The sequence below is a fragment of the Tenacibaculum soleae genome, assembly GCF_030549005.1.
GTDB lineage: Bacteria > Bacteroidota > Bacteroidia > Flavobacteriales > Flavobacteriaceae > Polaribacter > Polaribacter soleae.
Genome location: NZ_JAUOSW010000004.1, coordinates 1 through 25,982, shown reverse-complemented (window position 1 = coordinate 25,982; position 25,982 = coordinate 1). Strand labels below are relative to the sequence as shown.

Annotated in this window: 28 protein-coding genes and 2 tRNA genes; 12 read left to right on the top strand and 18 right to left on the bottom strand. The window is 30.6% G+C overall.

What is annotated here, in order from left to right; translation table 11 throughout:
• Positions 1-8: 8 nt before the first annotated feature.
• The 3 genes from Q4586_RS06535 to Q4586_RS06525 all read left to right on the top strand — a co-directional run bounded on the left by Q4586_RS06535 (position 9) and on the right by Q4586_RS06525 (position 6,006).
• Positions 9-2,744, top strand: coding sequence for a TonB-dependent receptor (locus Q4586_RS06535; RefSeq protein ID WP_303527554.1), 2,736 nt, complete (start codon positions 9-11; stop codon positions 2,742-2,744).
• Between the two features lie 3 nt (positions 2,745-2,747).
• Entirely contained in the window at positions 2,748-3,812 is a 1,065-nt protein-coding gene (locus Q4586_RS06530) for a phytase (protein WP_068702433.1), read from the top strand.
• A 67-nt stretch (positions 3,813-3,879) separates the two neighbouring features.
• The gene (locus tag Q4586_RS06525; protein WP_303527549.1) at positions 3,880-6,006 is read left to right on the top strand and encodes a Tex family protein; all 2,127 of its coding nucleotides are present in this window, start codon (positions 3,880-3,882) and stop codon (positions 6,004-6,006) included.
• Here the strand turns inward: Q4586_RS06525 and Q4586_RS06520 are convergent.
• Together Q4586_RS06520 and Q4586_RS06515 are read right to left on the bottom strand one after the other, a co-directional pair.
• On the bottom strand, positions 6,003-6,863 hold the full coding sequence (locus Q4586_RS06520; RefSeq protein WP_303527546.1) for a YitT family protein: 861 nt from the start codon (positions 6,861-6,863) through the stop codon (positions 6,003-6,005). The genes Q4586_RS06525 and Q4586_RS06520 overlap by 4 nt on opposite strands.
• A 140-nt stretch (positions 6,864-7,003) precedes the next feature.
• Positions 7,004-7,339, bottom strand: coding sequence for a single-stranded DNA-binding protein (locus Q4586_RS06515; RefSeq protein WP_068702427.1), 336 nt, complete (start codon positions 7,337-7,339; stop codon positions 7,004-7,006).
• Between the two features lie 160 nt (positions 7,340-7,499).
• Between Q4586_RS06515 and Q4586_RS06510 the strand changes: the two genes are divergently transcribed.
• Genes Q4586_RS06510 through Q4586_RS06500 form a run of 3 tightly spaced genes read left to right on the top strand, consistent with a single transcriptional unit; the run spans position 7,500 to position 10,716 of the window.
• Positions 7,500-8,042 (top strand): GNAT family N-acetyltransferase, encoded by a 543-nt coding sequence (locus tag Q4586_RS06510; RefSeq protein ID WP_068702425.1) that lies wholly within the window; start codon positions 7,500-7,502, stop codon positions 8,040-8,042.
• Positions 8,032-8,382: a hypothetical protein gene (locus tag Q4586_RS06505; protein WP_068702423.1), complete on the top strand. Its 351-nt coding sequence runs from the start codon at positions 8,032-8,034 to the stop codon at positions 8,380-8,382. Before Q4586_RS06510 ends, Q4586_RS06505 begins: the two co-directional genes overlap by 11 nt.
• Before the next feature lie 33 nt (positions 8,383-8,415).
• On the top strand, positions 8,416-10,716 hold the full coding sequence (locus Q4586_RS06500; RefSeq protein ID WP_068702421.1) for a M20/M25/M40 family metallo-hydrolase: 2,301 nt from the start codon (positions 8,416-8,418) through the stop codon (positions 10,714-10,716).
• A gap of 57 nt (positions 10,717-10,773) precedes the next feature.
• On the opposite strand, the gene pyk is transcribed toward Q4586_RS06500, so the two are convergent.
• From pyk to Q4586_RS06475, 5 genes are all read right to left on the bottom strand, one after another.
• Positions 10,774-12,201: a pyruvate kinase gene (gene pyk, locus Q4586_RS06495; RefSeq protein ID WP_068702419.1), complete on the bottom strand. Its 1,428-nt coding sequence runs from the start codon at positions 12,199-12,201 to the stop codon at positions 10,774-10,776.
• 3 nt (positions 12,202-12,204) lie between these two features.
• Positions 12,205-12,675, bottom strand: coding sequence for an IPExxxVDY family protein (locus Q4586_RS06490; protein WP_068702412.1), 471 nt, complete (start codon positions 12,673-12,675; stop codon positions 12,205-12,207).
• Positions 12,676-12,759: 84 nt separating this feature from the next.
• Complete coding sequence (gene rnc, locus Q4586_RS06485) at positions 12,760-13,497, bottom strand: ribonuclease III (RefSeq protein WP_068702410.1); 738 nt, start codon at positions 13,495-13,497, stop codon at positions 12,760-12,762.
• A gap of 6 nt (positions 13,498-13,503) precedes the next feature.
• Positions 13,504-14,754: a beta-ketoacyl-ACP synthase II gene (gene fabF / locus Q4586_RS06480; RefSeq protein ID WP_068702408.1), complete on the bottom strand. Its 1,251-nt coding sequence runs from the start codon at positions 14,752-14,754 to the stop codon at positions 13,504-13,506.
• A gap of 7 nt (positions 14,755-14,761) precedes the next feature.
• On the bottom strand, positions 14,762-14,998 hold the full coding sequence (locus tag Q4586_RS06475) for an acyl carrier protein (protein WP_068702406.1): 237 nt from the start codon (positions 14,996-14,998) through the stop codon (positions 14,762-14,764).
• Between the two features lie 180 nt (positions 14,999-15,178).
• Between Q4586_RS06475 and purN the strand changes: the two genes are divergently transcribed.
• Complete coding sequence (purN, locus tag Q4586_RS06470; RefSeq protein WP_068703900.1) at positions 15,179-15,748, top strand: phosphoribosylglycinamide formyltransferase; 570 nt, start codon at positions 15,179-15,181, stop codon at positions 15,746-15,748.
• Positions 15,741-16,379: a ribonuclease H1 domain-containing protein gene (locus tag Q4586_RS06465; RefSeq protein WP_068702404.1), complete on the top strand. Its 639-nt coding sequence runs from the start codon at positions 15,741-15,743 to the stop codon at positions 16,377-16,379. The genes purN and Q4586_RS06465 overlap by 8 nt, the downstream gene beginning before the upstream one ends.
• A gap of 53 nt (positions 16,380-16,432) precedes the next feature.
• Here Q4586_RS06465 and Q4586_RS06460 read toward each other — a convergent pair whose 3' ends face one another.
• Positions 16,433-16,780, bottom strand: a complete 348-nt coding sequence (locus Q4586_RS06460) for a toxin-antitoxin system YwqK family antitoxin (RefSeq protein WP_068702402.1) — start codon at positions 16,778-16,780, stop codon at positions 16,433-16,435.
• Between the two features lie 154 nt (positions 16,781-16,934).
• On the opposite strand from Q4586_RS06460, the gene Q4586_RS06455 reads away from it, so the two are divergent.
• Both Q4586_RS06455 and Q4586_RS06450 read left to right on the top strand, forming a co-directional pair.
• Positions 16,935-17,306, top strand: coding sequence for a DUF1304 domain-containing protein (locus tag Q4586_RS06455; RefSeq protein ID WP_068702400.1), 372 nt, complete (start codon positions 16,935-16,937; stop codon positions 17,304-17,306).
• Positions 17,307-17,308: 2 nt separating this feature from the next.
• The gene (locus Q4586_RS06450) at positions 17,309-18,121 is read left to right on the top strand and encodes a mechanosensitive ion channel family protein (RefSeq protein WP_068702398.1); all 813 of its coding nucleotides are present in this window, start codon (positions 17,309-17,311) and stop codon (positions 18,119-18,121) included.
• On the opposite strand, the gene tsaB is transcribed toward Q4586_RS06450, so the two are convergent.
• From tsaB to cyoE, 10 genes are all read right to left on the bottom strand, one after another.
• Positions 18,118-18,795 (bottom strand): tRNA (adenosine(37)-N6)-threonylcarbamoyltransferase complex dimerization subunit type 1 TsaB, encoded by a 678-nt coding sequence (gene tsaB / locus Q4586_RS06445; protein WP_068702396.1) that lies wholly within the window; start codon positions 18,793-18,795, stop codon positions 18,118-18,120. The two genes, Q4586_RS06450 and tsaB, sit on opposite strands and share 4 nt — an antisense overlap.
• 95 nt (positions 18,796-18,890) lie before the next feature.
• On the bottom strand, positions 18,891-20,222 hold the full coding sequence (locus Q4586_RS06440) for a TolC family protein (protein WP_303527503.1): 1,332 nt from the start codon (positions 20,220-20,222) through the stop codon (positions 18,891-18,893).
• 218 nt (positions 20,223-20,440) lie between these two features.
• Entirely contained in the window at positions 20,441-20,653 is a 213-nt protein-coding gene (locus Q4586_RS06435) for a hypothetical protein (protein WP_068702390.1), read from the bottom strand.
• Positions 20,646-21,167, bottom strand: coding sequence for a DUF420 domain-containing protein (locus tag Q4586_RS06430; RefSeq protein WP_068702388.1), 522 nt, complete (start codon positions 21,165-21,167; stop codon positions 20,646-20,648). The genes Q4586_RS06435 and Q4586_RS06430 overlap by 8 nt, the downstream gene beginning before the upstream one ends.
• Position 21,168: 1 nt before the next feature.
• Positions 21,169-21,816: an SCO family protein gene (locus Q4586_RS06425; RefSeq protein WP_068702386.1), complete on the bottom strand. Its 648-nt coding sequence runs from the start codon at positions 21,814-21,816 to the stop codon at positions 21,169-21,171.
• Positions 21,803-22,483 carry a hypothetical protein gene (locus Q4586_RS06420; protein ID WP_068702384.1) on the bottom strand — a complete coding sequence of 227 codons (681 nt, stop codon included), beginning with the start codon at positions 22,481-22,483 and terminating at the stop codon, positions 21,803-21,805. The genes Q4586_RS06425 and Q4586_RS06420 overlap by 14 nt, the downstream gene beginning before the upstream one ends.
• Positions 22,484-22,544: 61 nt before the next feature.
• A complete protein-coding gene (locus Q4586_RS06415) occupies positions 22,545-22,883 on the bottom strand; it encodes a cytochrome C oxidase subunit IV family protein (protein WP_068702382.1) in 339 nt (112 codons plus the stop codon).
• A gap of 19 nt (positions 22,884-22,902) precedes the next feature.
• A complete protein-coding gene (locus Q4586_RS06410) occupies positions 22,903-23,916 on the bottom strand; it encodes a cytochrome c oxidase subunit 3 (protein ID WP_068702380.1) in 1,014 nt (337 codons plus the stop codon).
• Between the two features lie 56 nt (positions 23,917-23,972).
• A complete protein-coding gene (locus tag Q4586_RS06405; protein WP_068702377.1) occupies positions 23,973-24,557 on the bottom strand; it encodes a cytochrome c oxidase subunit 3 in 585 nt (194 codons plus the stop codon).
• Positions 24,557-25,414 (bottom strand): heme o synthase, encoded by an 858-nt coding sequence (gene cyoE / locus Q4586_RS06400; protein ID WP_068703898.1) that lies wholly within the window; start codon positions 25,412-25,414, stop codon positions 24,557-24,559. The genes Q4586_RS06405 and cyoE overlap by 1 nt, the downstream gene beginning before the upstream one ends.
• 217 nt (positions 25,415-25,631) lie before the next feature.
• Here cyoE and Q4586_RS06395 point away from each other — a divergent pair.
• A tRNA-Gly gene (locus Q4586_RS06395) sits at positions 25,632-25,703 on the top strand.
• Between the two features lie 50 nt (positions 25,704-25,753).
• A tRNA-Leu gene (locus Q4586_RS06390) sits at positions 25,754-25,839 on the top strand.
• The last annotated feature ends 143 nt before the right edge of the window (positions 25,840-25,982 follow it).

Genomic DNA, 25,982 nt, shown 5'->3' with positions numbered 1-25,982 from the left:
TTTACCCAATGAATAAAATTCTACTATTATTTACAATATTGACTACTTCCCTTATTTTCTCTCAAAAAAAAACAGGAATAAAAGGTAGAGTCTTAGATGAAAACAACATGCCTTTAACAGGTGCAACTATTATTGTTAACTCTGGAAACCATGGAAACTATGCGGATTTTAATGGTTATTACGAAATTTTAAACTTAACAAAAGGTACTTATAACCTTAAGGTTTCGTTTATCGGATATCAAACCTTAAATAAAACAATTACAATAACTAATACGATACATTTAGAAAACTTTTTTTTAAAACCAAAAACAAACAACTTAGAAGAAGTTATTATTAAAGGAAGTATTACTCGTGGCCAAGCGAAAGCTTTAAATCAACAAAAAAGTAAAGACAATATCACTAACATTATTGCAGCTGATCAAATTGGAAAATTTCCAGACGCAAATATAGGTGATGCTTTAAAAAGAGTTCCTGGTATTACAATGCAAAATGATCAAGGAGAAGCTCGTGACATAATTATTAGAGGTTTAGCCCCACAATTAAACTCAGTTACATTAAATGGTGATAAAATTCCTTCTGCTGAAGGTGATAATCGTCGTGTACAAATGGATTTAATTCCAACCGAAATGATTCAGTTAATAGAAGTAAACAAAGCTATTACTGCTGATATGGAAGGAGATGCAATTGGAGGTTCGGTAAATCTTGTTACACGTTCTGCTCCTCAAAACTTTAGAGCATACCTAACTGGTGCTTACGGACAAAACCCTATTCGAAACACTCCTAACTATAATTTTTCTGCTTTAGTTGCTAATAGAGTTGCTAACAAAAAATTGGGGTACGTAATTAATACCACTTATAATTCTAACGAATATGGGTCAGATAATGTTGAGTTTGAATGGGATTCTCCTACTGAAATAAAAGAACATGATATTCGACGTTACGATGTTAAACGTAATCGAATGAGTGTAGCTGCAAATTTAGATTATTCAATAAACCCAAATAACACCTTATATCTTAAATCAATCTATACCAAACGAAATGATTATGAAAATCGATATCGTTTGCGCTACAAAAATAAAGGTGATGAATATAAGATTTCAAGGCAAACTAAAGGGGGTATTAATAATAGCGAAAATGACAATACTCGTTTAGAAAAACAAAGTGTTTATAAATTTTCTTTAGGTGGAGCCCATATTATATTTGATAATATAAAATTAAAATGGAAAACTGGCTTATCAAAAGCAAAAGAAGAAAGACCAAATGAACGCTATATAACCTATGAGGCTAAACAAAAAGATTCAGATATTGATATTTCTCAAGAAGGATTAAATACCCGTTTTCCTTATTTTACTTCTGCTTCTGGGTTTGATAACAACCCTGATGAATTTGAAATAGATGAGATTTCTGAAGAAAACAAATACACCGAAGAAAAAAAATATAGTTCAAACATTGATATAAAAATACCTTTTAACAACTCAAGCGACTATAAAAACTCTTTGAAATTTGGTGCAAAAAATAAATACAAAGAAAAATTAAGAGACAATATTTTTTATGAGTTTGATACTGATAACTTCAGCTCATACCAAACACTAGCAACCACACCAAATGCAGATTATACTTTAAAAGGGTTTTTACCAGGAAATCAGTATAAATCAGGCATATTTGCCAGCAGAGAGTTTTTAGGAAATTTAAATTTAAAAGATGGAGAAATAGTTTTAGAAGAATTTGTACCAGAAAACTATAATGCAAATGAAAATATTTTTGCTGCTTATGCTTTGTGGAAACAACGCTTAGGTAATAAATTAAGAATATCAGCAGGTTTACGTGTAGAAAAAACAAGTACAGAATACACAGGATATGCTATTGATGTTGAAACAGCATCTAACTTAAATGATGTAACAACTATAACACAAACTAAAGATTACAGTAATTGGCTGCCTAACCTACAAGTAAAATACAACTTTACAGACAATACTATTGCAAGAGTAGCATGGACAAATAGCATAGCACGACCTAATTATTTTGATTTAGTGCCTTATCGTAATTTAAATAGTGACGATCAAGAAGCAGAGTTTGGTAACCCAGATTTAAAACCTACCGAGTCTATGAATTTTGATTTAATGTTTGAACATTACTTTGCAAATGTTGGTATCTTTTCTATTGGAGCTTTTTATAAAGATTTAGACAATTTCATTTATAAAATTACTAAAGATGAAGATTTAACAATTAGTGGCGCTACCGATACCTACGAAGTAACCCGTCCTTTAAATGGTGGTGTTGCCCAAATATATGGGTTTGAAGCATCAATACAACGTAAATTAAACTTTTTACCTAGCTTTTTAAGAAATATAACAATTTACGGAAACTATACTTTTACAAATTCAGAAACTACCGGAATTCAAGAAAGAGAAGATGGTTTAGCATTAGCTGGTGCTGTAAAAAATATGATTAATGGCTCTTTAGCTTATGAAACAAATAAGTTCACTTTACGAGCATCTTTAAATTATGCAGGAGACTATATAGACGAATATGGAGATGAAGCTTTTAAAGATCGCTTTTATGATTCTCAATTTTTTGTTGATTTAAATACTAGCTACGCTATTACCAAAAATTTACGTGTTTTTGCTGAAGCTAAAAACTTAACAAATCAAGAATTACGTTTTTATCAAGGAACCAAAAATCAAACTATGCAATCAGAATTCTATAATTTTAACTGGAATGCTGGTATAAAATATAATTTCTAAATCATGAGAAAAATTTTAACCCTTAGTATAGCATGTATTATTTTAGGCAGCTGTAAAGTAAAAAAAATACTACATAACACGCCACACTTAAAGCCAGTGGTGGCAATAACTGCCGATGCAGAAACTACACCTGTTACTTCTTTTGATGATGCTGCTGATGACCCTTGTATTTGGGTAAACCCAAATAACGTAATGCAATCAATAATTATAGGAACCAATAAAAAAGAAGGTTTAGAAACCTATAATTTAGATGGTAAACGTTTAGCAACCTACAAAATAGGACGCATTAATAATGTTGATATTCGTAATGGTTTTATTTTAAACGGAAAAACTGTTTCTGTAGTTACTGGAAGTAATAGAACTTATAATACACTTTCTATTTTAATAGTAAAAGAGAATGGAGAATTACAAGATATTGCCGCACGTACTATTAAATCAACACTGAAAGAAGTATATGGTTTAGGTATGTATAAAAGCACTAAAACAAACACCTTTTATGTTTTTATTGTTGGTAAACGAGGAGGAGTAGAACAATGGGAACTCTTTGAAAAGAACGGAAAAATAGATGCTAAAATTGTTAGAAATATCATTTTAGGCGGACAAGGAGAAGGAATTGTTGCTGATGATTTTCATGGAAAAGTTTATATCGGTCAAGAAGACAAAGCGTTATGGAGGTATGAGGCAGAACCAAATTTATCAAACACCAAAGTTAAAATTATAGGAACAAGAGACTTAAATATGAAAGCCGATTTTGAAGGAGTAACCTTATATGACTCTGGAAAAGGAAAGGGATATATTTTATTATCATCACAAGGAAATAATAGTTATGCAGTTTTTGATAGAGTAAGTAATCAATATTTAGGAAGTTTTTCATTAAAAGATGGTATTGTTGATGGTACTAATGATACCGATGGCATTGATGTTACTAGCGTTTCATTCGGAGATAAATACCCTAAAGGTTTCTTTTTAGCACAAGACGGAACTAATAACACAGCCAAGGATAGTTTAGCTCAAAATTTTAAAATAGTCGATTGGGAAAAAATAGAAAGAGCATTAAATCTTAAATAAAAAAACAACATTTGTTATATTTGAACCTCGCTTTTAACGCGAGGTTTTTTATTTTAAAATTTACTGTATGCAACTCCTCAATTATATAACTTCTCGAACTCAAATATCTCAAAAATCAATTCAAAACACTGTTGAATTATTAAATGAAGATTGTACCGTTCCGTTTATTGCGCGTTATCGAAAAGAAATAACAGGAAACTTAGATGAAGTTGAAATTGGTAAAATAGTGCAGTTAAAAGAACAGTTTGATACTATTGAAAAGAGAAAATCAACCATTCTTAAAGCATTAGAAGAACAAGCTTGTTTAACAGATGATTTAAAGACTAAAATTAACAAAACCTACGACCTTACCGTTCTAGAAGATATTTATCTTCCATATAAAAAGAAACGAAAAACAAAAGCTGAGACTGCTCGTAAAAATGGACTGGAGCCTTTAGCTAAAATGATTATGAGTCAGCGAATAAATGATTTAGAGTTTACAGCTGCTAAATACATAAATGATGCCGTTGATACAGATGAGAAGGTTTTAGAAGGAGCACGACATATTATTGCTGAATGGGTAAATGAACGTACTGATGTTCGTAATAACATTCGTCATCAATTAGCGCGTTATGCTCGTATTGCAACCAAAGTTATAAAAACAAAAAAAGAAGACGAAAGTGCTCAAAAATTTAAAGATTATTTTGATTGGGAAGAGAACTTAAGCCGTATTCCTTCACACCGATTATTAGCCATTCTTCGTGCCGAAAAAGAAGGTTTTATTCGTGTAAAAATTGAAATTGATAATGAGCGTACGCTTCAAAAAATAGAAAACAGAATTATTAATTCTCAAAATGAATGTGCACATCAAATTGAACTAGCAATTGCTGACTCTTATAAACGATTATTACTTCCTTCATTAACAAACGAAGCTGTATCAATTGCTAAAGACAAAGCCGATGAAGGTGCCATAACTGTATTTGCTAAAAATTTACAGCAACTTTTATTAGGAGCGCCATTAGGTGAAAAACGAATTTTAGCTATTGACCCTGGCTTTAGATCGGGTTGTAAAGTGGTTTGTTTAAATGAACAAGGTGATTTATTACACAACGAAAATATTTATCCGCATGCACCTCAACATCAATCATCAGAAGCTAAAAATAAAATTAATTCATTAGTTAATAAGCATCAAATAGAAGCAATTGCAATTGGTAACGGAACTGCATCAAGAGAAACCGAACAATTAATAAAACGTATTCCGTTTAAAAATAATGTTAAAATATTTGTGATAAGTGAAGCTGGTGCCTCTATTTATTCAGCTTCAAAAATTGCAAGAGATGAATTTCCTGATCATGATGTTACTGTTCGTGGGGCAATTTCTATCGGGCGAAGATTAGCTGATCCACTTGCAGAATTGGTTAAAATTGATGCTAAATCAATTGGTGTAGGACAATATCAGCATGATGTAGAACAATCAAAACTAAATAAATCATTAGATACCGTTGTTGAACATTGCGTTAATAAGGTAGGTGTTAATATTAATACCGCAAGTGCTTCTTTGTTAAGTTATGTTTCTGGTATTGGACCCAAATTAGCTGAGAAAATTGTGAATTACCGAAATGAAAACGGTGCCTTTATTAATAGAACTGCTATAAAAAAAGTACCTCGATTAGGAGGAAAGGCTTTTGAACAATCTGCTGGTTTTTTACGTATTAAAAACGGTAATAATCCACTAGATGATTCTGCTGTTCACCCAGAGCGTTATACTTTAGTCAAACAAATGGCGAAAGATTCTGGTAGTAAAATAATTGATTTAATAGGAAATACTGCTGTTTTAAAACAATTAAAATTGCAACAATATGTTACTGATTCTTTCGGATTACCTACATTACAAGATATTGTAAAGGAATTAGAAAAACCAGGATTAGACCCTCGTGAAAAAGCCAAAGCCTTTAGTTTTAATGAGCATATTAAAACAATTGATGATATAAGAACAGGCATGATACTTCCAGGAATCGTAAATAACATTACCAATTTTGGCTGCTTTGTTGATATTGGTGTTAAAGAAAGTGGTTTAGTGCATGTTTCTAACCTGTCAAATACTTTTGTTAAGGATGTTGCTGAGCATGTAAATTTACATCAGCAAGTTCAGGTTAAAGTATTAGAAGTTGATATAACCAGAAAACGTATTCAGCTTTCTATGAATTATAATTAAGTTATAACTCTTCTTGAAGAGCCTAACAATTCTGTTGCCTCTAAAACAATCATATACGCTTTCGAATCATGTTTTTCAACAAGATTCTTAAGCGCTACTATTCTGTTTTTATTTATTGATAAAAATATAATATTTCGTTGGTTTGTTTTGGATAAATCATTCCCTTCAATTAAAGTTCCAGAAACACCCATTTTTGTAGCAATTATATCTTTAAGCGTGTGCAAATCTTCTGAAGCTATATGAACTATTTTATTCTGCTTTCGCCCAGTAAGCACCAAATCAATAAATTTACTTGCTACAAAAATACTTAGCATTGCCCATAAAGCAAGTTCTAAATTTTTAAAAACAATTGCCGATAAAAGCACAACGAAAACATCTAACGTTAAAATTACGGTACCAGGTTTAATATCGTACTTATCTTTTATAATACGGGCAATAATAGCCCCGCCACCTGCAGAGGCATCTCCTTTAAAAATAATTCCGATACCTAACCCTACACATAACCCGCCGTAAATTGTTGAAAGTAACGTATTATCACTTAAAACAGGAAAGTGTATTACTTCTCTAAATAAATCGATAAGTAAGGCTAGTGAAACAATTGAAATTGTGGTTCTAAACGCAAATCGTTTTCCTATATATTTTACACTTATTAGAAGTAATGGAATGTTTATAAATAACAACAACATTCCTATCGGAATGTTAGATATATAATTTAATATAATTGATAATCCAGAGGTACCACCCGTTGCTATTTTGTTAGGTGCTAAAAATCCAACAATTCCTATTGCTAAAATTAAACTTCCACAAAGAATAAATAAATAATTTTTAATTTCAACTTTCAATCTTCCTTCTTTCATTAGTTACAATTTTATGTTGCAAAAATACTTTTAAATTTAAAAACTCTTGATTGCTTGTTTTGTTTTTAATTATAATAAAACTCAGAATTTTGTATAATTCTGAGTTTTTTAAAAATTGTAAAAAATCAATTATTTTTATCTTATTTACTTCCTAACATTAATAATTCATTACAAATTACTTCAGTTATATATTTTTTTTCCCCCTCAGCCGTTTCATACGAACGTGAGGTTAATTTCCCTTCAATAGCAATTTCATTTCCTTTTTTAAGGTATTTTTCTATTATTTCAGCTGTTTTATTCCAAGCAACTACATTATGCCATTGTGTATCGGTAATTTTTTCGCCTTGTGCGTTTTTATAACTTTCGTTAGTAGCTATTGATAATTTTGCTAATTTTTTACCACTTTCTAACGTAATAATTTCTGGATCGTTTCCTAAGTTTCCTATTAGCTGTACTTTGTTTCTTAACGTACTCATAAGATAAGTTTTAAATGATTATTATTTGCCAATTCGTTTTGACACTGCAAAGATGAAATACAATACAAATTAAAATCGGTTCGTAATCATTTGTTTTCGTTTGTAAATGAATGTAAATGTTTAATTAAATTTAATATATTTGTTTTCAATCACTTACACCATGAAGTTTTATTTAGAGACTAACCGATTAATTTTAAGAGAAATACAAACAACGGATGTTAACGGAATTTTCGAGTTAGATTCTAATGAAAAAGTACATCAATATTTAGGTAAAAATCCGATAAAGACAAAACAACAAGCATTAGAAAACATTCAATTTATTCAACAACAATATAAAAAACTTGGTATTGGTCGTTTTGCGTGTATTGAAAAAGATACCGATAAATTTATTGGTTGGGCTGGATTAAAATTAAACACTGGCGAAAAAGAAAAATTAAACAATCATCAAAATTTTATAGATATCGGTTATCGATTGATTCCTGAGTTTTGGGACAAAGGTTATGCTTCAGAAGCCGCTTTTACTTGTTTAGAATTTGGATTTAAAGAAATGAAATACGATACTATTTACGGAGCCGCTGATATAGAAAATATAGGTTCTAATAAAATTTTACAAAAAATAGGTTTGCAGTTTGTAAATGAATTTAATTACAAAGATGTAAAAGTAAATTGGTACGAACTTAAAAAATCGACTTATGATAGGTAAGAAATGTTTAGAATGTGGAGATAAAGTTATAGGACGAATTGATAAAAAATTCTGTTCAGATTATTGTCGAAATTCTTATAATAACAAAGTAAATAAAGACAGTAAAAACCTTATTAGAAATACCAATAACCGCTTACGAAAAAACTATAAAATTCTTACCGATTTAAATATTACCGGAAAAACGAAGGTTAGCAGGCGTAAATTATTCGACAAAGGTTTCGATTTTAAATTTATTACTTCAATATACATAACAAAAACAAGAAATACATATTACTATGTGTATGATCAAGGATATTTAGAGCTAGAAAACGAACTTTTTCTGTTAGTTAAACAAGATTAATTTACCTACTTTTATAATATTATAAAATTCAATATGAAATCATTAAATAATTTCTTAGCTGTTATCATCATAATTTTAACAGTTTATTGGGCTTCTAGCGATATAACTCCTACACTGCCAAAAGCAAACAAAGAGGCTAAAATAACCGATTTTTCTATCAGTAATGCCTTATTTCATTTAAGAAATATCTCAAAAAGAGCACACCATACAGGTTCAGCAGAACATAAAGTTGTACAAGATTATCTTGTTAACGAATTAAAAGAATTAGGTTTAAATCCTGAAATACAGCAACAAACAGTCATCAATAAAAAATGGAGGGCCAGTACCTCGACTCAAAATATTATTGCAAAAATTAAAGGTAGTGGAAACGGAAAATCACTATTACTTTTAACGCATTACGATTCAAATCCACACTCTTCATTAGGTGCCAGTGATGCAGGATCGGGTGTTGTTACCATTTTAGAAGGGCTACGTGCATTTTTAGCTAAAAAGCAACAACCTAAAAATGATATTATTATTCTTTTTTCAGATGCTGAAGAGTTAGGATTGCTTGGTGCACAGGCTTTTGTTGAAAATCATCCTTTTGCAAAAAACATTGGATTGGTATTAAATTTTGAAGCTAGAGGTAGCGGTGGCGCTAGTTATATGTTGATGGAAACCAACGCGAAAAATAAAAAAATATTGACCGAATTTTTAAATTCTAATCCTAATTATCCCGCTGCAAATTCATTAATGTACAGCATCTATAAAAAATTACCCAACGATACCGATTTAACTGTTTTTAGAGAAAAAGGCAATATTAACGGATTCAACTTTGCTTTTATTGATGATCATTTTGATTATCATACCGCCCAAGATTCTTTTGAAAGATTAAATAGAGAAACATTGCAACATCAAGCAGAATACTTTACTACTTCTATTAATTATTTTTCAAATTCTGATTTAACAAATACTCATAGTGAGGTTGATTATATTTATGTCAATTTTCCGTTTATGAAGCTTTTAAACTACCCTTTTTCGTGGGTTTTACCAATGTTCATAATAGCTTTATTTATTTTCATCACACTTGTTTTTTTCGGATTAAGAAAAGGAAAAATAGCTGTTCACTCAGTATTAAAAGGGTTTGTACCATTCCTAGCAGCGTTGGTTATTTGTACCGGTGTATCCTATATTTTATGGCAAATAATTTTGTTAGTACATCCTGAATACACCGATATACTACATGGGTTTACCTATAATGGATATCAATATATCATCGCATTCATCTTATTAAATTGTTGGATTTTATTTAAAATTTACAATAAATTTAATGCTGAAAAAACCACCGATCTTTTTATTGCGCCAATTTTTGTCGGACTTGTTTTAAACTTTTTAATTACTCAATATTTACCTGGTGCTGGCTTTTTTATCATCCCTATTTATGCTTCTTTATTCATTTTAGCTATTTTGATATTTATGAATGTTAAAGCAACCTCAAAAGCTACGTTATTTGCTATAATTTCTATTCCAACAATTTACATCATTGTTCCTATGATACGATTGTTTCCTGTAGCGTTAGGGTTAAAAATATTATTTGTTTCTGCTTTCTTATTAGTTTTGGTTTTCGGATTCATATTACCTATTTTTCATCAACAACAAAAGAAAAACAAATGGCAAACTATTACTGGTTTAGCTACCATTTTCTTCTTCGGATTTGCTACCTTTAATAGCGGATTTTCAATCGATAAGAAAAAACCTAATAGTATTGTTTTTATCCAAAATTCAGATACTAACACCTCATATTGGGCAACCTATAATAAAACCTTCGATGGTTTTACCAAACAAGTTTTTGAAGACGATTATGTTAATGGAAGCATTCCGTATACTGAAGGGAAAAGTAAATACAATACTACGTTTAGTTATCATAAAAAAGCTGAAAATAGAAATTTTAGCACTTCAAACATCATCATAAATAAAGATACCATTATTAATAATGAAAGGCTCTTAAATTTAACCATTATACCAACACGAAAAATAGAGAGGTATGAATTTAACAACAATGAAAAACTGAAGTTAAAAAACTTAAACGTAAACGGTGCTTTTTATGATAATGGAAAAGAATTTACTGCTGATATCGGAACACTATTAATTTACCAAATGGCAAATTCTGACAAAAAACTTACTTTATCATTTACGATCGATAAAAACATAAAACCAAATATTACCTTAAATGAAATATCATACGATTTGTTATCCAACAAAAAGTTTGCTTTAAAACCACGAAGTGAAATTATGATGCCAATGCCTTTTGTCGTAAACGATGCTATTATTTGTTCAAGAAAAATTAAATTATAAAAAAAAGCGTTTTAACTAGTTACTAGTTAAAACGCTTTTTTTACTCTAAAAACAATACTAATCTATATGTGAAACACGCAAGGTATTTACCATTCCTTTTGCTTTTACAGGCATTGATGATAAATTAATCATAAAATCTCCTGTTTTTACAAATCCTTTTTCTTTACAAATTTCATTAATATCTTCTAATGTATCATCAGTACTCAAATCGCGATCATAATAATACGCCCTAACTCCCCATAAAAGATTCAATTTACCTAATATTCTTTTTTCTGATGAAAAGGCTAATACGTGTGATTTTGGTCTCCAAGCAGAAACTTGAAAAGCAGTATAACCACTATTTGTTAAAGTAGTAATAGCTGCCGCATTAATATCATCTGCCATTAAAGCTGCATGATGACAAACCGATTTTGTAATGAAACGATTGGTACGAATATGAGGCGCTTCTTGAGGTACTTTTATCAAATCAGAAAACTCAACACTTCCAATAATTTCTGTCATCTTTTTAATAACACGTATGGGGTGTTTTCCTACAGATGTTTCTCCAGAAAGCATCACAGCATCTGCACCGTCCATAATTGAATTTGCAACATCATTTACTTCTGCTCTTGTTGGCACGGCATTTTCAATCATAGTTTCCATCATCTGCGTAGCAATAATTACAGGAATTCTTGCTTGTTTAGCTCTTCTTACCAACATTTTTTGAATTAACGGAACGTCTTGCATAGGTACTTCAACACCTAAATCTCCACGTGCTACCATTAATCCGTCACAATATGGAATTAAAGCATCAATATTTTCAACCGCTTCTGGCTTTTCTATTTTAGCTATTACCGGAACTCTATATCTTGATTTTTGTTTGATTAAATCACGTAGCATTCTTAAATCCTCAGGATTTCTAACAAATGATAATGCAATCCAATCCACCTCTTGTTCTAACGCAAAAATGGCATCTTTTTTGTCTTTTTCTGTTAATGCAGGTAGTGATATATTGGTGTTTGGTAAATTAACCCCCTTTTTAGATTTTAAAGGACCACCTACGATTACTTTTGTTATTACTTCTTCGTTTTTATCTGTTGAAACGACTTCAAATAATAATTTACCGTCGTCTACTAAAATTTGCTCACCAGCTTTTACATCTTTCGGAAAACGTTGATAGGTCATAAAGGCTTTTTCTTTTGTTCCTTTACATTCTTCTGTCGTAAAGGTAAAAGTATCACCTGCTTTTAACTCAACACCTTCGCTCATTACACCAACCCTAAGTTTAGGCCCTTGTAAGTCTGCTAAAATTGCTACGTTATATCCTTTTTCTTGATTAATTTCTCGTATTTGCTGCACACGTTCTTTTACATCATTATAATCCGCATGTGAAAAATTAATTCTAAAAACGTTTACTCCATTAGCTGCCATTTCAGCTAAAACTTCCTTTGTATTTGTTGCAGGTCCTAAAGTGGCTACAATTTTTGTTTTTTTGTTGTGTGGCATAATTTAAAATATTAAAAAATCTTTTGACTTTAAAGATTCTACCTCTACTTGATAAGAGGTAATTATTTCAGGAATTTTATTAATTTTTTCAATCGTTTTTACAACTTGTTCAAAATCAAAATCTCCTGTTATTTTTAAAAAATAATCAACTTTCTTTTTTTCTGGAACAAGTCGCGTTACTGAAGCACTCTCATTAAAAAGACTCGTTGAATTTGTTTTACTTGTTGACTTGTATACATTGTTTATTAAAAACCATTCATAATCTAAAGTTGTATTACTATATTCAAATACCGAATAAAAAGATTGATTATTTTTATTGGTAAAATCTAAGCTATAGTTTGCTTTACAAAATTTTGTATGTAAGTACTTATTTAATAAATACGCTATTTTATATTCATTAAGCGTTGTATGAATACCTATTAATACGTAATCATTCGTAGAAAATTCATTAATATTCAACGTATAAGTAGCCATAAAAACAATTATTTGCTTTTAGCTAAATTACTGAATGTATCTAAAATATAATGTGAAATTTACGAAAAGCTTTTCGCGACAATGTTAAGAGTTTTCCATTTGACTTTGCATTGCAAAATACACTCTTTTTGCAGCAATTTCTTCTGCTTTTTTCTTTGAAGTAGCTCTTCCTTTACCAATAACATTTCCATCGATACTAACACGTACGCTAAAATGTTTTTTAGATTGATTTCCAGAATCTTCGTAAGACTCGAACTTATATTTCCGTTTGTTTTTTTGGCACCATTCTATCACAAACCCCTTATAACTAGATATTTTACCTTCTAACCTTTCAATATCAACATAGGGTAACACTACTTGTTCGTATATAAATTGATGGCAATAATTATAACCTCTGTCTAAATAAATAGCTCCTATTAAAGCTTCAAAAATATTACCATAAATATTATTACTAATATGCTCTTGAGAAATATTACTTTTTACAAATCTAATTAGCTCTAGGTCTTTACCTAATGTATTTAAATGCTCCCTACTTACTACTTTCGATCGCATTTGAGTTAAATAACCTTCGTCTCCTTCTGGAACTTTTTTATACAAATAAGAAGCCATTACAGATCCTAATATTGCATCACCCAAAAACTCTAGTCGTTCGTAATTAATTGGATTACCTTTTTCATCTACTAATTTTAAAGACCTGTGGGTAAAAGCTTTCTTATAATGTGAAAGTTTTATAGGTTTAAAATTAAGCAGTTCTTTTAATTCGTAGTAAAAATTTTCGTCCTCTTTATTTTGGGGCTTAACTATTCTACGAAGAAAATTCATAAAAAATTAATCTAATTTTCTAAATACTACACAAGCATTATGACCTCCAAAACCAAACGTATTACTCATGGCAACTTTAACCTCTCTTTTTTGAGGTTTGTTTAACGTTAAATTTAATTCTGGATTAATGTTTTCATCAACATTTACATGGTTAATCGTTGGAGGAATAATTCCGTGCTCCATTGCCAATATAGAGGCAATAGATTCTACAGCTCCTGCAGCCCCAAGTAAATGACCTGTCATAGATTTTGTTGAATTAATATTGATATTTTTAGCATGTGCTCCAAAAACTTCAGAAATCGCTTTTAACTCAGCAACATCACCTAATGGTGTAGAAGTACCGTGGGTATTAATATGATCAACCTCTTCAGGTTTTAACCCTGCATTTTCAAGGCAATTTTTCATTACAGCAATAACACCGATTCCGTCAGGATGTGGTGCTGTCATGTGGTGCGCGTCAGATGACATACCTCCACCAATAACTTCTGCATAAATTTTTGCTCCACGCGCCTTCGCGTGTTCATATTCTTCTAAAACAATTGCTCCAGCTCCTTCTCCTAAAACAAAACCATCACGTTCACCATCAAAAGGCCTTGATGCTGACTTATGGTTTTCATTATTTGTAGACAGTGCATGCATTGCATTAAAACCACCAACTCCTGCGTACGTAATTGCGGCTTCACTACCACCGGTTACAATAACATCGCAATGACCTAGTCGTATGTAATTTAACGCATCTATCATCGCGTTAGCTGATGATGCACATGCAGATACCGTTGTGTAATTAGGTCCCATAAATCCATTTTTAATAGATATATGACCTGGTGCGATATCAGCAATCATTTTAGGAATAAAAAATGGGTTAAATCTAGGAGTACCATCTCCGGCTCCAAAATTCATAGCTTCATTTTGAAAAGTTTCTAAACCTCCAATACCAGCTCCCCAAATTACTCCTACTCTTAATTTGTTAATTTCATCAAGATTTAATTTCGAATCTGCAATTGCTTCATCAGAAGCTACCATTGCGTATTGAGTAAATCTATCCATTTTACGCGCATCTTTTCTATTAATAAAATCTGTCGCGTTGAAATTTTTTAATTCACATGCAAAACGAGTCTTGAACTTGGCAGCATCGAAATACGTTATAGGCGCAGCTCCGCTAACTCCGTTAACCAAGCTTTCCCAATATTCTTCTTTATTGTTTCCTATTGGCGTTAATGCGCCAAGTCCAGTTACTACAACTCGTTTTAATTGCATATAAGTATTATTTTTTTGCTTCTTCGATATAGCTTACTGCCTGTCCTACTGTACCAATATTTTCTGCTTGATCATCTGGAATTTGGATATCAAATTCTTTTTCGAATTCCATAATTAATTCTACTGTATCTAAAGAATCTGCTCCTAAATCGTTTGTGAAGCTTGCTTCGTTAGTTACTTCGTTATCGTCTACTCCTAATTTGTCTACGATAATTGCTTTTACTCTTGATGCTATGTCTGACATAATTTGTTTGTTTTAAAATTTAAAATCGAGGCAAAAATACAAATCTTAACTATTAATTCTAACTTTTGCTCAAAAATGTGTGGTTTAAATATAAAAAAAATATTGAATCTTTTGCTACAAACACCACCGTTGTTAATAATTATTCTTTTTTTTGTAGTAACAAAAATAACACATTTTACTATGAAACGTATCATAATTTTAGCTTCTGGCTCTGGTAGTAATGCTGAAAACATCATTAAATACTTTCAATCAAGCAAAATAGCTACCGTTACTCACGTGCTTTCTAACAACGAACGTGCCAAAGTTTTTGACAGGTGTGAGCTTTTAAACATTGATGCATCATTGTTTGATAAAGAGAGTTTTATAAAAGACGATACAGTCTTAAATTTTTTACATGCTGAGGCTGATCTAATTATACTTGCTGGTTTTTTATGGCGTATTCCTGCTAAAATAGTAGCTGCTTTTCCAAACAAGATTATAAATATTCATCCTGCTTTACTTCCAAAATATGGAGGAAAAGGGATGTATGGTATGAATGTTCACAAAGCGGTAAAAGAAAATAACGAGTCAGAAACTGGTATTACCATCCATTATGTAAATGAAAACTATGATGAAGGGGCTATTATTTTTCAAGCGAAAACCGAAATATCCTCTTCAGATTCTCCCGAAGATATTGCAACAAAAATTCATGTATTAGAACAAGAACATTTTCCTAAAGTTATTGAAGATGTAATAGTAAAAAATGGCTAAAAAGAAAAAATATTACGTTGTTTGGAAAGGTAAAAAAACTGGAGTTTTCACTTCGTGGGATGTTTGTAAAAAACAAATTACTGGCTTTGATGGGGCACAATACAAAGCTTTTATAGATAAAAAAGCAGCTGAAATTGCTTTTACAAAAAACTACAACGACTATATTGGTAAAGATACTAAAAGGGTTATTTTATCTGCCAAAGAAAAGGCAACCTATGGAACACCTAATTTAGAATCCATTGCTGTTGATGCTGCTTGTGCAGGAAACCCTGGGTTGATGGAGTATCGCGGTGTTTTAACAAAAAACAAAAAAGAAATATTTAAAATGGGACCTTATAAAAAAGGCACCAATAATATTGGTGAATTTTTAGCTTTAGTTCATGGAATTGCACTTTTAAAAAATAAAAACATGGATACTTACCCGATATATTCAGATTCTAAAATTGCCATGAGTTGGGTGAAAAAGAAACAGTGTAGAACTAATGTTACTTTTGATAATAGTAATAAAGAAATTTTAGATTTGATAAAACGTGCCGAAAAATGGCTAAAAGAAAACTCGTTTAAAAATCCAATATTAAAATGGGAAACAAAAGCTTGGGGAGAAATTCCTGCTGATTTTGGTAGAAAATAAAAAAACCAAGTAAAAATACTTGGTTTTTCATACTAATAACTTAATAAAACTCTTTATTTAGCTGCCATTTTTGTTTCTTCTGTCCAAGTTTGAACACTAGCGACAACATTATTTGTGTAATCTATTTCTTTCAACCCATCTTCTTTCCACATAAACCACTTTCCTACTTTTTTACCTTCTTTATAATGTGCTATTGTTTTTTTATTTCCTTTAGCATCAAAAGAAGTCCAAGTTCCTGATAATTTTTTATTTTTAAAAAAACCTTGTTCTTTTACTTTTCCGTCTTTATAAAAGTAAGTTGCTTTTACTAAATCTCCTGATTTTTCAAATTTGGGTGCTATATCTTGAGCTTGTAACAATGATATTGATAAAACACAAACTACTATTATTAATTTTTTCATGTCTAAAATTTTTATATTTAACTCTTACATTACAAATATATATATAATTTTACAAATACGAAACATTTACATAACATTAATTTAACATTGGAAGGCTTTTTTATAAAATTCGCTGAAAAACCATATATTTATCCTTCAACTTACTATTTCAATTATGACAACTATACAATACATATTAATAAGCATTGTTGCTTTAATTCACATATATATTATGTTTTTAGAAATGGTTTTATGGACAAAACCAAAAGGAATAAAAATGTTTGGTTTAAAAAGTAAAGATTTTGCTGAAAAAACAAAAGTCTTAGCGGCAAACCAAGGTTTATATAACGGTTTTTTAGCTGCAGGGTTAATATGGTCGTTAATTGACAGTAGTTACAGAAACAATATTGCACTATTTTTTCTAACCTGTGTGACTTTAGCAGGTTTTTATGGGTCTTATTCAACAAAGAAGATAAGTATACTTTATGTTCAGGCTATACCCGCAATTATAGCTTTAATTTTAACCCTATTAAAAACTTACAATTAAAAATGGATTCTAAACAAATTATTAACAGTATTACCACATATGCTACAGAATATGGATTAAAAATATTATCAGCTATTCTTATATGGATTATTGGTTCTTGGATTATAAAGAAAGTTATGAAAGTAACAAGTACCATTATGATGAAGGGAAAGTATGATGAGAGTTTGCAAAAATTTTTATTGAATCTTATCAACTGGACTCTTAAAATATTATTAATTATTGTTCTTTTATCTAAACTAGGTGTAGAAACAACATCGTTTGCTGCAATTATAGCTGCTGCAGGTCTTGCTATTGGTATGGCTTTGCAAGGATCTTTAGCTAACTTTGCTGGAGGTGTATTAATAATGATATTTAAACCTATAAAAATTGGCGACTTAATTAAAGCACAAGGTGAAATTGGAGTTGTTAAAGAAATTGAAATTTTTACAACTAAATTAACGTCACCAGACAATAAGTTGGTAATTATACCTAATGGCACCCTATCAAACGGTAATATCACTAATTATACTGCAGAGGGTAAATTAAGGGTAGATTTAACTTTTGGAGTAGGTTATGATGCTGACATAAAACAGACGAAAGAAGTTTTATTAAAAGTTTTAACTGATAACAAAAAAGTATTACAAGATCCTGCTCCTACTGTAAACGTATCTGAATTAGCTGACAGTTCAGTTAACTTTACTGTTAGGCCATGGGCGAATACAGCTGATTATTGGGATGTGTATTTTGAAACTACCGAAAATGTAAAACTAGCACTTGATAAAGCAGGAATTGAAATACCGTATCCTCATCAAGTTGAAATTCAAAAACAAGGTTAAACTTTCTTTTTTTCAGGAATTACGACAAAATCTTTTAAATAAAAAGGTTCAAAATAAGCGACATCTTCGATGTCGTTTTTTTTGTATTTATTATAACTTAAAAGTGCCATTTCTTTAGTTGACGGAAACTTATCTTCTATAAAAGTTGCATTTTCATGCGTAATTACTTCTTTACACTTATTAGCTCCATCACCTAAAAAATAAACTTTCCCTCTTGATAACTCCTCGTAAAAAGAATTTTCATTAATTATTTCTGCTTTTATTTCTCTTATTTTTTTGTGCTGTGAATCATATACTGCTGAATATACTTCCATTCTACGTGCATCTAACATTGGTACAATTAATCCATCATCATTAAATATACCATGCGCTAACGACTCTAATGTTTCAATAGCAATCAAAGGTTTATCAATAGCAAAACAAATTCCTTTTGCTGCCGAAACCCCAATACGAAGTCCTGTATAAGAACCTGGCCCTTTGCTTACCGCTACTGCATCAATAGCTCTAGATGATAAATTTAATTCTATTAATAGCTCTTGAATAAAGGGATGTAATTTTTCTGCATGAGAATAATTACCATCGTTTAATTCTCTAATTCCTATAACCTCACCATTTTCTGCTAAACATACCGAACAGTTTTTTGTTGCGGTTTCTATATTAAGTATTAGTGCCAAATTGAATTTATTTTTTTTGCAAAGATACATGATAAAGAAAAAACCTCGTTAAGTTTTTACTTAACGAGGTTTTAAATTATAATATTCTTATTATTTTAGTCTAAAATCGACTCTCCGTAATAAAACTTTAATACTTTGGTGGTAAACACATAATTATATTTTGCTCTTATCATGGTTGCTTCTGAGTTTACTAATCGATTACGTACTTGATCATAATCAAATTGTGTCATTGAGCCATAATCATAGCTAACTTGTGCATTTTTAAAAGCTTCTTTTTGTGATTTTAAAGATATTTCAGCTGCTTCAAATGATTTCGCCGCTGCTTTTGCATCTTGAAAAGCTTGTTCAATTGTTTGTTGTAGCTGTAATTTTTCGTTTTCTAATCTAGTTTCAGTAATTAACTTGCTAATTTTTGAGCGTTCTACGCTTGCATCAGTTTTAAAACCGTTAAAAATTGGAATACTTACATTGAATCCTACTCCATATCCTAAGTTATTATCTAACTGTGTAAAAAAATCAGTATTAGAAAAACCAGGAGGTAAATCTAAATTATATCCATAATTGGTACTAACACTTCCTGAAGCTGTTACGGATGGTTTGTATGCTGACCTAGCAATCGCAATAGATAAGTCGGCGTTTTTAATGTTCAATTTTGCTCTAGCAATTTCTGGTCTGTTTGTTAATGCTTTCTTATATACTTCTTCTGAAGTACTATAAAGCATTGCTGCTGATGGTGAATCAATTTCAATTTTGGCTACATCAAAACCATTAAATGGTACTTGTATTAATTGAGATATATTAAGTAAAGCTAAACTTAATGCATTTTCTTGCGTAACTACATTCTGTGCGTCGTTTGATGCTGTAGATTGTGCATTTAATAAATCGCTTTTAGGAACAGCACCTGCATCAAACTGTGCTTTTACGCGTTCTATTTGCTTTTTACTAATAGCTGCTTGCGTAGTTGCTACTAATAAGTTTTCTTTTGCAAATAGTGCGTTTAAATACGAGTTAACAACACGTAAAGCAATATCATTTTCAATTACCTCTAAATCTAGTTTGCTACCTTCAACACCTAATTTTGCTTGCTTGTAACTGTTTAAAACTCTATAACCATTAAAAACAGTTATTCCGGTAGATAAACCAAAAGAACCTCCGTAGTTACTGGTTGAAACTCTATCGTTACTAACAGGGTCAAAACCTGAACCAAATCTTAAACTACCTCCTGTTGATCCGTTTAAAGTGGGTAATTTATTTCCTTTAGCGTTTTTTAAATCTGTTTCGGCAATATCAATATTTAATTTATTTTGCTTAATAGTTATGTTATTTTCTAAAGCATGATCAACACATTCTTTAAGTGTCCATTGTTTTTGAGAAAAACTAGCTAACGAAATAAGTAAAGTTGCTGCTACTATAAATTTTGTTTTCAAGACTAATATTTTTTTGTTCATTATAACTTGGTCAATTAATATTCCAATAAATTAAGAAATAGTATTTTACTGTTAAACAACAAATTACCAAATTTAATTTTTTATTAAGTGTTTGATTTTGAACAATTAATGTTCTAATATCGAACAACTATTTTTTAGTTTTTTATATGACGACTAAAAACTATATATGTTACAAAAAATATATTTTTATTTAAAACTTAATTTTTAGACGCTTTCTTATGGCGGTAAATAAAATAAAATAAAACACCAACCAATATATAAGGAAACACCATTAAATAAGTAATTCCATTATTAACACCTTCAGCTATCGTTTCATTTCCGCCTTCAACAACTGCCTTACACATAGCACATTGTGCCGATGCGTTTACACTAAGCATTGCTAAAATAATTATTAATCCTTTTTTATACATAATATGGAGATATCATTAAATATACAACTACACCTGTTATAGCAACATATAACCATAATGGGAAGGTAATTTTTGCTATTCTTTTGTGATCAGAAAAATTTCCTAAACGCGCTCTCATAAAAGTTATCAAAACAAAAGGTATTACTACAATTGATAGTATTATATGTGTTATTAATATAAATAAATACACATATTTTATCACACCCTCTCCTCCAAATTTTGTAGAATCTGAAGTCATATGGTAGGCAACATACATTACTAAAAATAATGCTGAACAAACAATAGCCGTTGTATTTAATTGCTCGTGTAATTTTTTATTCCCTTTTTTTATTGCAACTACCGACGCTATTAATAACACTGCTGTTAATCCATTAATACTTGCATATATTGGTGGTAGAAATGACAATGGTTCAACATTCGGAATTTTAATTCCAAACAATGCTGCTACTGCCAACGGAATAACAATAGAAACAATTGTTATTAGTTTTTTATATTTTTTTTCTTCAGTACTCATATTATTCTTTCAAAAGTAACTTAATATCTTGTTTTAGTTCGGTAATCTGATTTCCAAAACCATGTTCATCCAATGCTCTGTAATACATTATTGGATTTCCGTGTTCATCATAACGTGAACGGATGTATCCATCTTTATCAACTAAGGCAAATAAACCAGAATGTTCAAATCCCCCATGAGATACTTCACCTTTTCCTGCAAACAATTTAAATCCTTCGTTTGATAAATTATACACAACATCTTCAGATTTACCCGATAGTAAATGCCAATTTTTGTGATTGATTCCATTTTTAAGAGCGTATGCCTTTAATTGTTGTGGCGTGTCTATATCAGGTGTAATAGAGAAGGATGCAATTCCGAAATTAGGATTTCCCATAAACTCGTTTTGAATGGTGATCATTTCGGCATTCATTAAAGGACAAATAGTCGGACAGGTAGCAAAGAAAAATTCTACAACGTATACTTTGTCTTTAAAATCACTATTATTAATGCTTTTTCCATCTTGATTTATAAATTCAAAAGCTGGTACTTTATTAAATCTATGTAAATCAGCAGTTTGAAACTGCTTTATAATTTTTGGTACGGCATAAATACCAAATAATAAAATTATAAATGAAATACCAACGTATGAATAATTACTTTTTTTCATTTGATAGTGTATTTGTTCTTCTGTCTTCGCTTCTATTATTTTTCTTCAATGCCATTTTATATTCAACCAAAACAACACTAATATCATCAATCATATCATTTTTAAGTTCAGCCACAGAACTCATTGAATAGCCAAATAGTTTTTGATCTGAAAGCCCATTAATGGTTGACTTACCTCTTCTTAAATTAAGTTCTTTATCAATAATATATGCTTTTGGCGAATGTATATTTTCATCTAAAGGCTTTGATGTCTTAAAACTTTCATGCAATGCTTTTATTTCATCTGCTGAAGCGAAAATAAAATCCCATCTTGCCAAATCTGCATTAACACTTAGCATTTTTTTTAAGTCTTCTACCGTTTCCTTCTGACTCTCGTCAACAAGAGAAATCATCTGAAAACTTACATAATTAGAAAATTTGGTGTAAATTTTTTCTTTTAAATTATACACTTCACCTTTTACCAAGTTAATATCATTTCCTAAAAAAGTAACTACGGTAACTCTTTTATCAAATGTAAATTTTTTATCAATTAAAGAAACATCGATAACATTTTTAGATATTATTGGTAGTTTTCCGAAATTGTGCGTACCTAGTTGTAATAATATGTAAAATAACAACGGTACAATAAAAAGTGCAAACAGTACAATAAATTTTTTCGCTTTCCCCATTTTTAGTTATAATTAAAGAAAAAAAAAGGTGGTTAAGACCACCTTTTAAATTTTTATTTGATTACCATTTTACCAATGGTGCTAATGTATCGTATAAATAATCTCCTTCTATTAAAATGATAAATAAAAGATAAGATATCAAGAAAACTGCAGTCCAAACTATCGAACGTCTAAACCATGTTTTTTCACCTTCTAAGTGCATAAATGCCCAAGCAATATAATATGCTTTTGCTATTGTTAGGATAATGAAAATCCAGTTTAACCAACTAGTTCCTAATCCATGTAAGTGTAATGAATCTGGTTTAACAATACCTAAACCTACTTCAACAGTTGTTATAATTGTTAAGATTGCTAAAACAATCCAAATTCTTTTTTTATTTGATTCGTGTGCGTGACCCATTTTTAATATCGTTTTTTAATTATACTAAGTAGAAAAAGGTAAATACAAATACCCAAACTAAATCTACAAAGTGCCAATATAAACCTACTTTTTCAACCATTTCATAGTGCCCTCTACGTTCGTATGTACCTAATACAACGTTAAAGAAAACTATAATATTAATAATGATTCCTGAAAATACGTGAAACCCGTGAAATCCAGTAATAAAGAAAAAGAAATCTGCAAATATTGGATTCCCATATTCGTTAACATGTAAGTTAGCTCCTTCAACCACTTGATTTGCTAACGCTAATTGTGCTAAACTTTCCTTTCTTGATAAAACTATTTTTTGTTTTGTTTCAGGATTCAACTTTTCAGTTCGAATCAACAAAGTAGGATCCGCTTTAAAAGCTTCTTGAATTTGTGCTACTGAATATTCAGATATAGTTTCTTCTTTCTCAAACCATAATCCGTTTTCGCGATTATGTTGAATTCTTTCATCCTTTCTATCAACGTGAACAAAATCAGCTAATGCTATTTGATGATATACAGGCTTACCTTCATCATCTACACCATCTGCTTTTGCAAATTGTAAAATGTGGTTATTCTCCGTTTTAACTGCTCCATAAGAACCGTTAATAAAGTTTTTCCACTCCCATGCCTGTGAACCAACGAAAATAATTCCGAAAATAATCGTAGCAAACATATACCAAGCTACTTTATTTTTTTTCTTTTGATGGCCAGCATCAACAGCCAACACCATTGTTACTGACGATATAATTAAAATAAAGGTCATTAACGCCACATAGTACATTGGTGCGTGTACACCGTGTAACCCCGGAAAGTGAGTAAAAACTTCATCGGCAATTGGCCAAGAGTCAATAAATTTAAAACGTGTTAAACCATACGCTGCTAAAAAACCCGAAAAGGTTAATGCATCAGATACGATGAAAAACCACATCATCATTTTACCATAACTAGCGCCAAATGGTTTTGCACCACCTCCGCCCCAGGCTTCTTTCTTATCAGAATTTACAGCATTATTTGCTTCCATAAATCTCTTTTTGTTAATTTTTGTTAAAACAGTGCGCCAAAATTACGCATTTTTCATCATCTTATGAAATAGAAAAAGAAAAATAGATAAATCCATAAAACATCTACGAAATGCCAAAAGATTCCACCTAACTCAAACCCAAGCATATCCGTTGCTGAATATTTCTTTTTAAAATGATTATAAATTACTACCAATAATACAATTACACCTGCTAACAAGTGTAAAACATGCATAAATGTTATTCCTATTATAAAAGATGTAGATACGGTACTTTCGGGTCCTGTAAAATATAATCCAACTGATTTTAGTTCGTTAAAACCTACATATTGGTACCAAACAAAGCCTAATCCTAAGACTAAAGTTGCTAATAAAAGCGCTAAAGATGCTTTTAAATTGTCTTTCCTTAAAAATTTTTGAGATAGTATTAAGGTAATACTACTTAAAATAATTAAAACTGTACTAATATAAAACGACTGTGGTAAATCGAAACTAACCCAATCATCACGTTTCATACTAACTACATAAGCACTTGTTAGCCCTGCAAAAAACATTACCATACTAATCATCGCCACCCATAACATTGGTTTTGCTGATTTTCTTTTACCTGCTTTTAATTCTTCTTGTAAAGTTTGTTCACTCATTAATGTAAAAATTTATCTACCACATAAATTATGGGTACGATTGTAATATAAAAAACACTTGCCAGCATTAATTTACGAGCATCCGTATTTTCTTCTGATTTATATAATTGAAAAGCGTAATACAACATTAGCAAACCTAATAACAAAACAATAACTGCTGTTAAAGGATATATATAAAAGTTTCCTGTTACTTTTAAAACCGGTGCCAATGACATTAATATCATAATACAGGTGTAAAAAATTATTTGCACAATAGCTCCTTTATCTTTTTTATCCATAGGAAGCATGTGTAAACCTGCTTTATTATATTCTTCAAACTGTAACCAACCAATAGCCCAAAAATGTGGGAATTGCCAAAAAAACTGGATCATAAATAAAAAACCTGCTTCTATTCCAAACTGCCCAGTTGCAGCAACCCATCCTAACATAAAAGGAATTGCCCCTGGTATAGCTCCGACAAAAACTGCTAAAGGAGTTACAGCCTTTAAAGGTGTATATGCACTTGTGTATAAAAAAATAGATATTGCGCCAAATAAAGCACACTTCGGATTTATTGCGTATAAAATTCCGATACCAGCAATAGTAAAAATTGTTGCAATAATTAAAGCCGTACTTACCTGCATTCTTTTGGCAGGCAAAGGGCGATTTTTAGTACGCTGCATTAACGCATCTATATCTTTTTCAATAACCTGGTTAAAAGCATTTGATGCACCCACCATTAGATAACCTCCTACTGCCAGTAATAATACCGTTGTATAATTAATTGTTTCAGCGCCTAATAAGTATCCCGTAACAGAAGTAAAAACTACACTTATAGATAATCCTACCTTTGTTAATTGTTTAAAATCATTAAACATTGACTTTAAAGATGTTTTAGTATATAAAGGCGAGATAGAATCCACTTCTAATTTTATTTTTTTGCAAAGATATTTCTTTCTTACTTAATGGCAATAAAAAATAATAGTAATCGAAATAGAAAAAAAATTAAAAACTATTTTGTAATTTAAAAAAAGGTGTTATATTTGCACCCGCATTCGCAGCAATACAACGTTCATTAAAATAATTTTTGACTACGCGAAAGTAGCTCAGGGGTAGAGCATCACCTTGCCAAGGTGGGGGTCGCGGGTTCAAATCCCGTCTTTCGCTCTGAGACTTTCTTAAAAATATACCAATTTGATTGTTATAAACAATCAAAAGCTGAAGTGGTGGAATTGGTAGACACGTTGGACTTAAAATCCAATGGACTGTAATGTCCGTGCGGGTTCAAGTCCCGCCTTCAGTACTAAGCCTCGTTTTTATTAACGAGGCTTATTTTAAGAAATAGTCAAAAAAATATTATACATACACCAGCTGAAGTGGTGGAATTGGTAGACACGTTGGACTTAAAATCCAATGGACTGTAATGTCCGTGCGGGTTCAAGTCCC

Coding starts and splice junctions, on each gene's coding strand:
- Q4586_RS06535 (WP_303527554.1), top strand. CDS start 9: ATGAATAAAATTCTACTATTATTTACAATATTGACTACTTCCCTTATT.
- Q4586_RS06530 (WP_068702433.1), top strand. CDS start 2,748: ATGAGAAAAATTTTAACCCTTAGTATAGCATGTATTATTTTAGGCAGC.
- Q4586_RS06525 (WP_303527549.1), top strand. CDS start 3,880: ATGCAACTCCTCAATTATATAACTTCTCGAACTCAAATATCTCAAAAA.
- Q4586_RS06520 (WP_303527546.1), bottom strand. CDS start 6,863: ATGAAAGAAGGAAGATTGAAAGTTGAAATTAAAAATTATTTATTTATT.
- Q4586_RS06515 (WP_068702427.1), bottom strand. CDS start 7,339: ATGAGTACGTTAAGAAACAAAGTACAGCTAATAGGAAACTTAGGAAAC.
- Q4586_RS06510 (WP_068702425.1), top strand. CDS start 7,500: ATGAAGTTTTATTTAGAGACTAACCGATTAATTTTAAGAGAAATACAA.
- Q4586_RS06505 (WP_068702423.1), top strand. CDS start 8,032: ATGATAGGTAAGAAATGTTTAGAATGTGGAGATAAAGTTATAGGACGA.
- Q4586_RS06500 (WP_068702421.1), top strand. CDS start 8,416: ATGAAATCATTAAATAATTTCTTAGCTGTTATCATCATAATTTTAACA.
- pyk (WP_068702419.1), bottom strand. CDS start 12,201: ATGCCACACAACAAAAAAACAAAAATTGTAGCCACTTTAGGACCTGCA.
- Q4586_RS06490 (WP_068702412.1), bottom strand. CDS start 12,675: ATGGCTACTTATACGTTGAATATTAATGAATTTTCTACGAATGATTAC.
- rnc (WP_068702410.1), bottom strand. CDS start 13,497: ATGAATTTTCTTCGTAGAATAGTTAAGCCCCAAAATAAAGAGGACGAA.
- fabF (WP_068702408.1), bottom strand. CDS start 14,754: ATGCAATTAAAACGAGTTGTAGTAACTGGACTTGGCGCATTAACGCCA.
- Q4586_RS06475 (WP_068702406.1), bottom strand. CDS start 14,998: ATGTCAGACATAGCATCAAGAGTAAAAGCAATTATCGTAGACAAATTA.
- purN (WP_068703900.1), top strand. CDS start 15,179: ATGAAACGTATCATAATTTTAGCTTCTGGCTCTGGTAGTAATGCTGAA.
- Q4586_RS06465 (WP_068702404.1), top strand. CDS start 15,741: ATGGCTAAAAAGAAAAAATATTACGTTGTTTGGAAAGGTAAAAAAACT.
- Q4586_RS06460 (WP_068702402.1), bottom strand. CDS start 16,780: ATGAAAAAATTAATAATAGTAGTTTGTGTTTTATCAATATCATTGTTA.
- Q4586_RS06455 (WP_068702400.1), top strand. CDS start 16,935: ATGACAACTATACAATACATATTAATAAGCATTGTTGCTTTAATTCAC.
- Q4586_RS06450 (WP_068702398.1), top strand. CDS start 17,309: ATGGATTCTAAACAAATTATTAACAGTATTACCACATATGCTACAGAA.
- Q4586_RS06435 (WP_068702390.1), bottom strand. CDS start 20,653: ATGTATAAAAAAGGATTAATAATTATTTTAGCAATGCTTAGTGTAAAC.
- Q4586_RS06430 (WP_068702388.1), bottom strand. CDS start 21,167: ATGAGTACTGAAGAAAAAAAATATAAAAAACTAATAACAATTGTTTCT.
- Q4586_RS06425 (WP_068702386.1), bottom strand. CDS start 21,816: ATGAAAAAAAGTAATTATTCATACGTTGGTATTTCATTTATAATTTTA.
- Q4586_RS06420 (WP_068702384.1), bottom strand. CDS start 22,483: ATGGGGAAAGCGAAAAAATTTATTGTACTGTTTGCACTTTTTATTGTA.
- Q4586_RS06415 (WP_068702382.1), bottom strand. CDS start 22,883: ATGGGTCACGCACACGAATCAAATAAAAAAAGAATTTGGATTGTTTTA.
- Q4586_RS06410 (WP_068702380.1), bottom strand. CDS start 23,916: ATGGAAGCAAATAATGCTGTAAATTCTGATAAGAAAGAAGCCTGGGGC.
- Q4586_RS06405 (WP_068702377.1), bottom strand. CDS start 24,557: ATGAGTGAACAAACTTTACAAGAAGAATTAAAAGCAGGTAAAAGAAAA.
- cyoE (WP_068703898.1), bottom strand. CDS start 25,414: ATGTTTAATGATTTTAAACAATTAACAAAGGTAGGATTATCTATAAGT.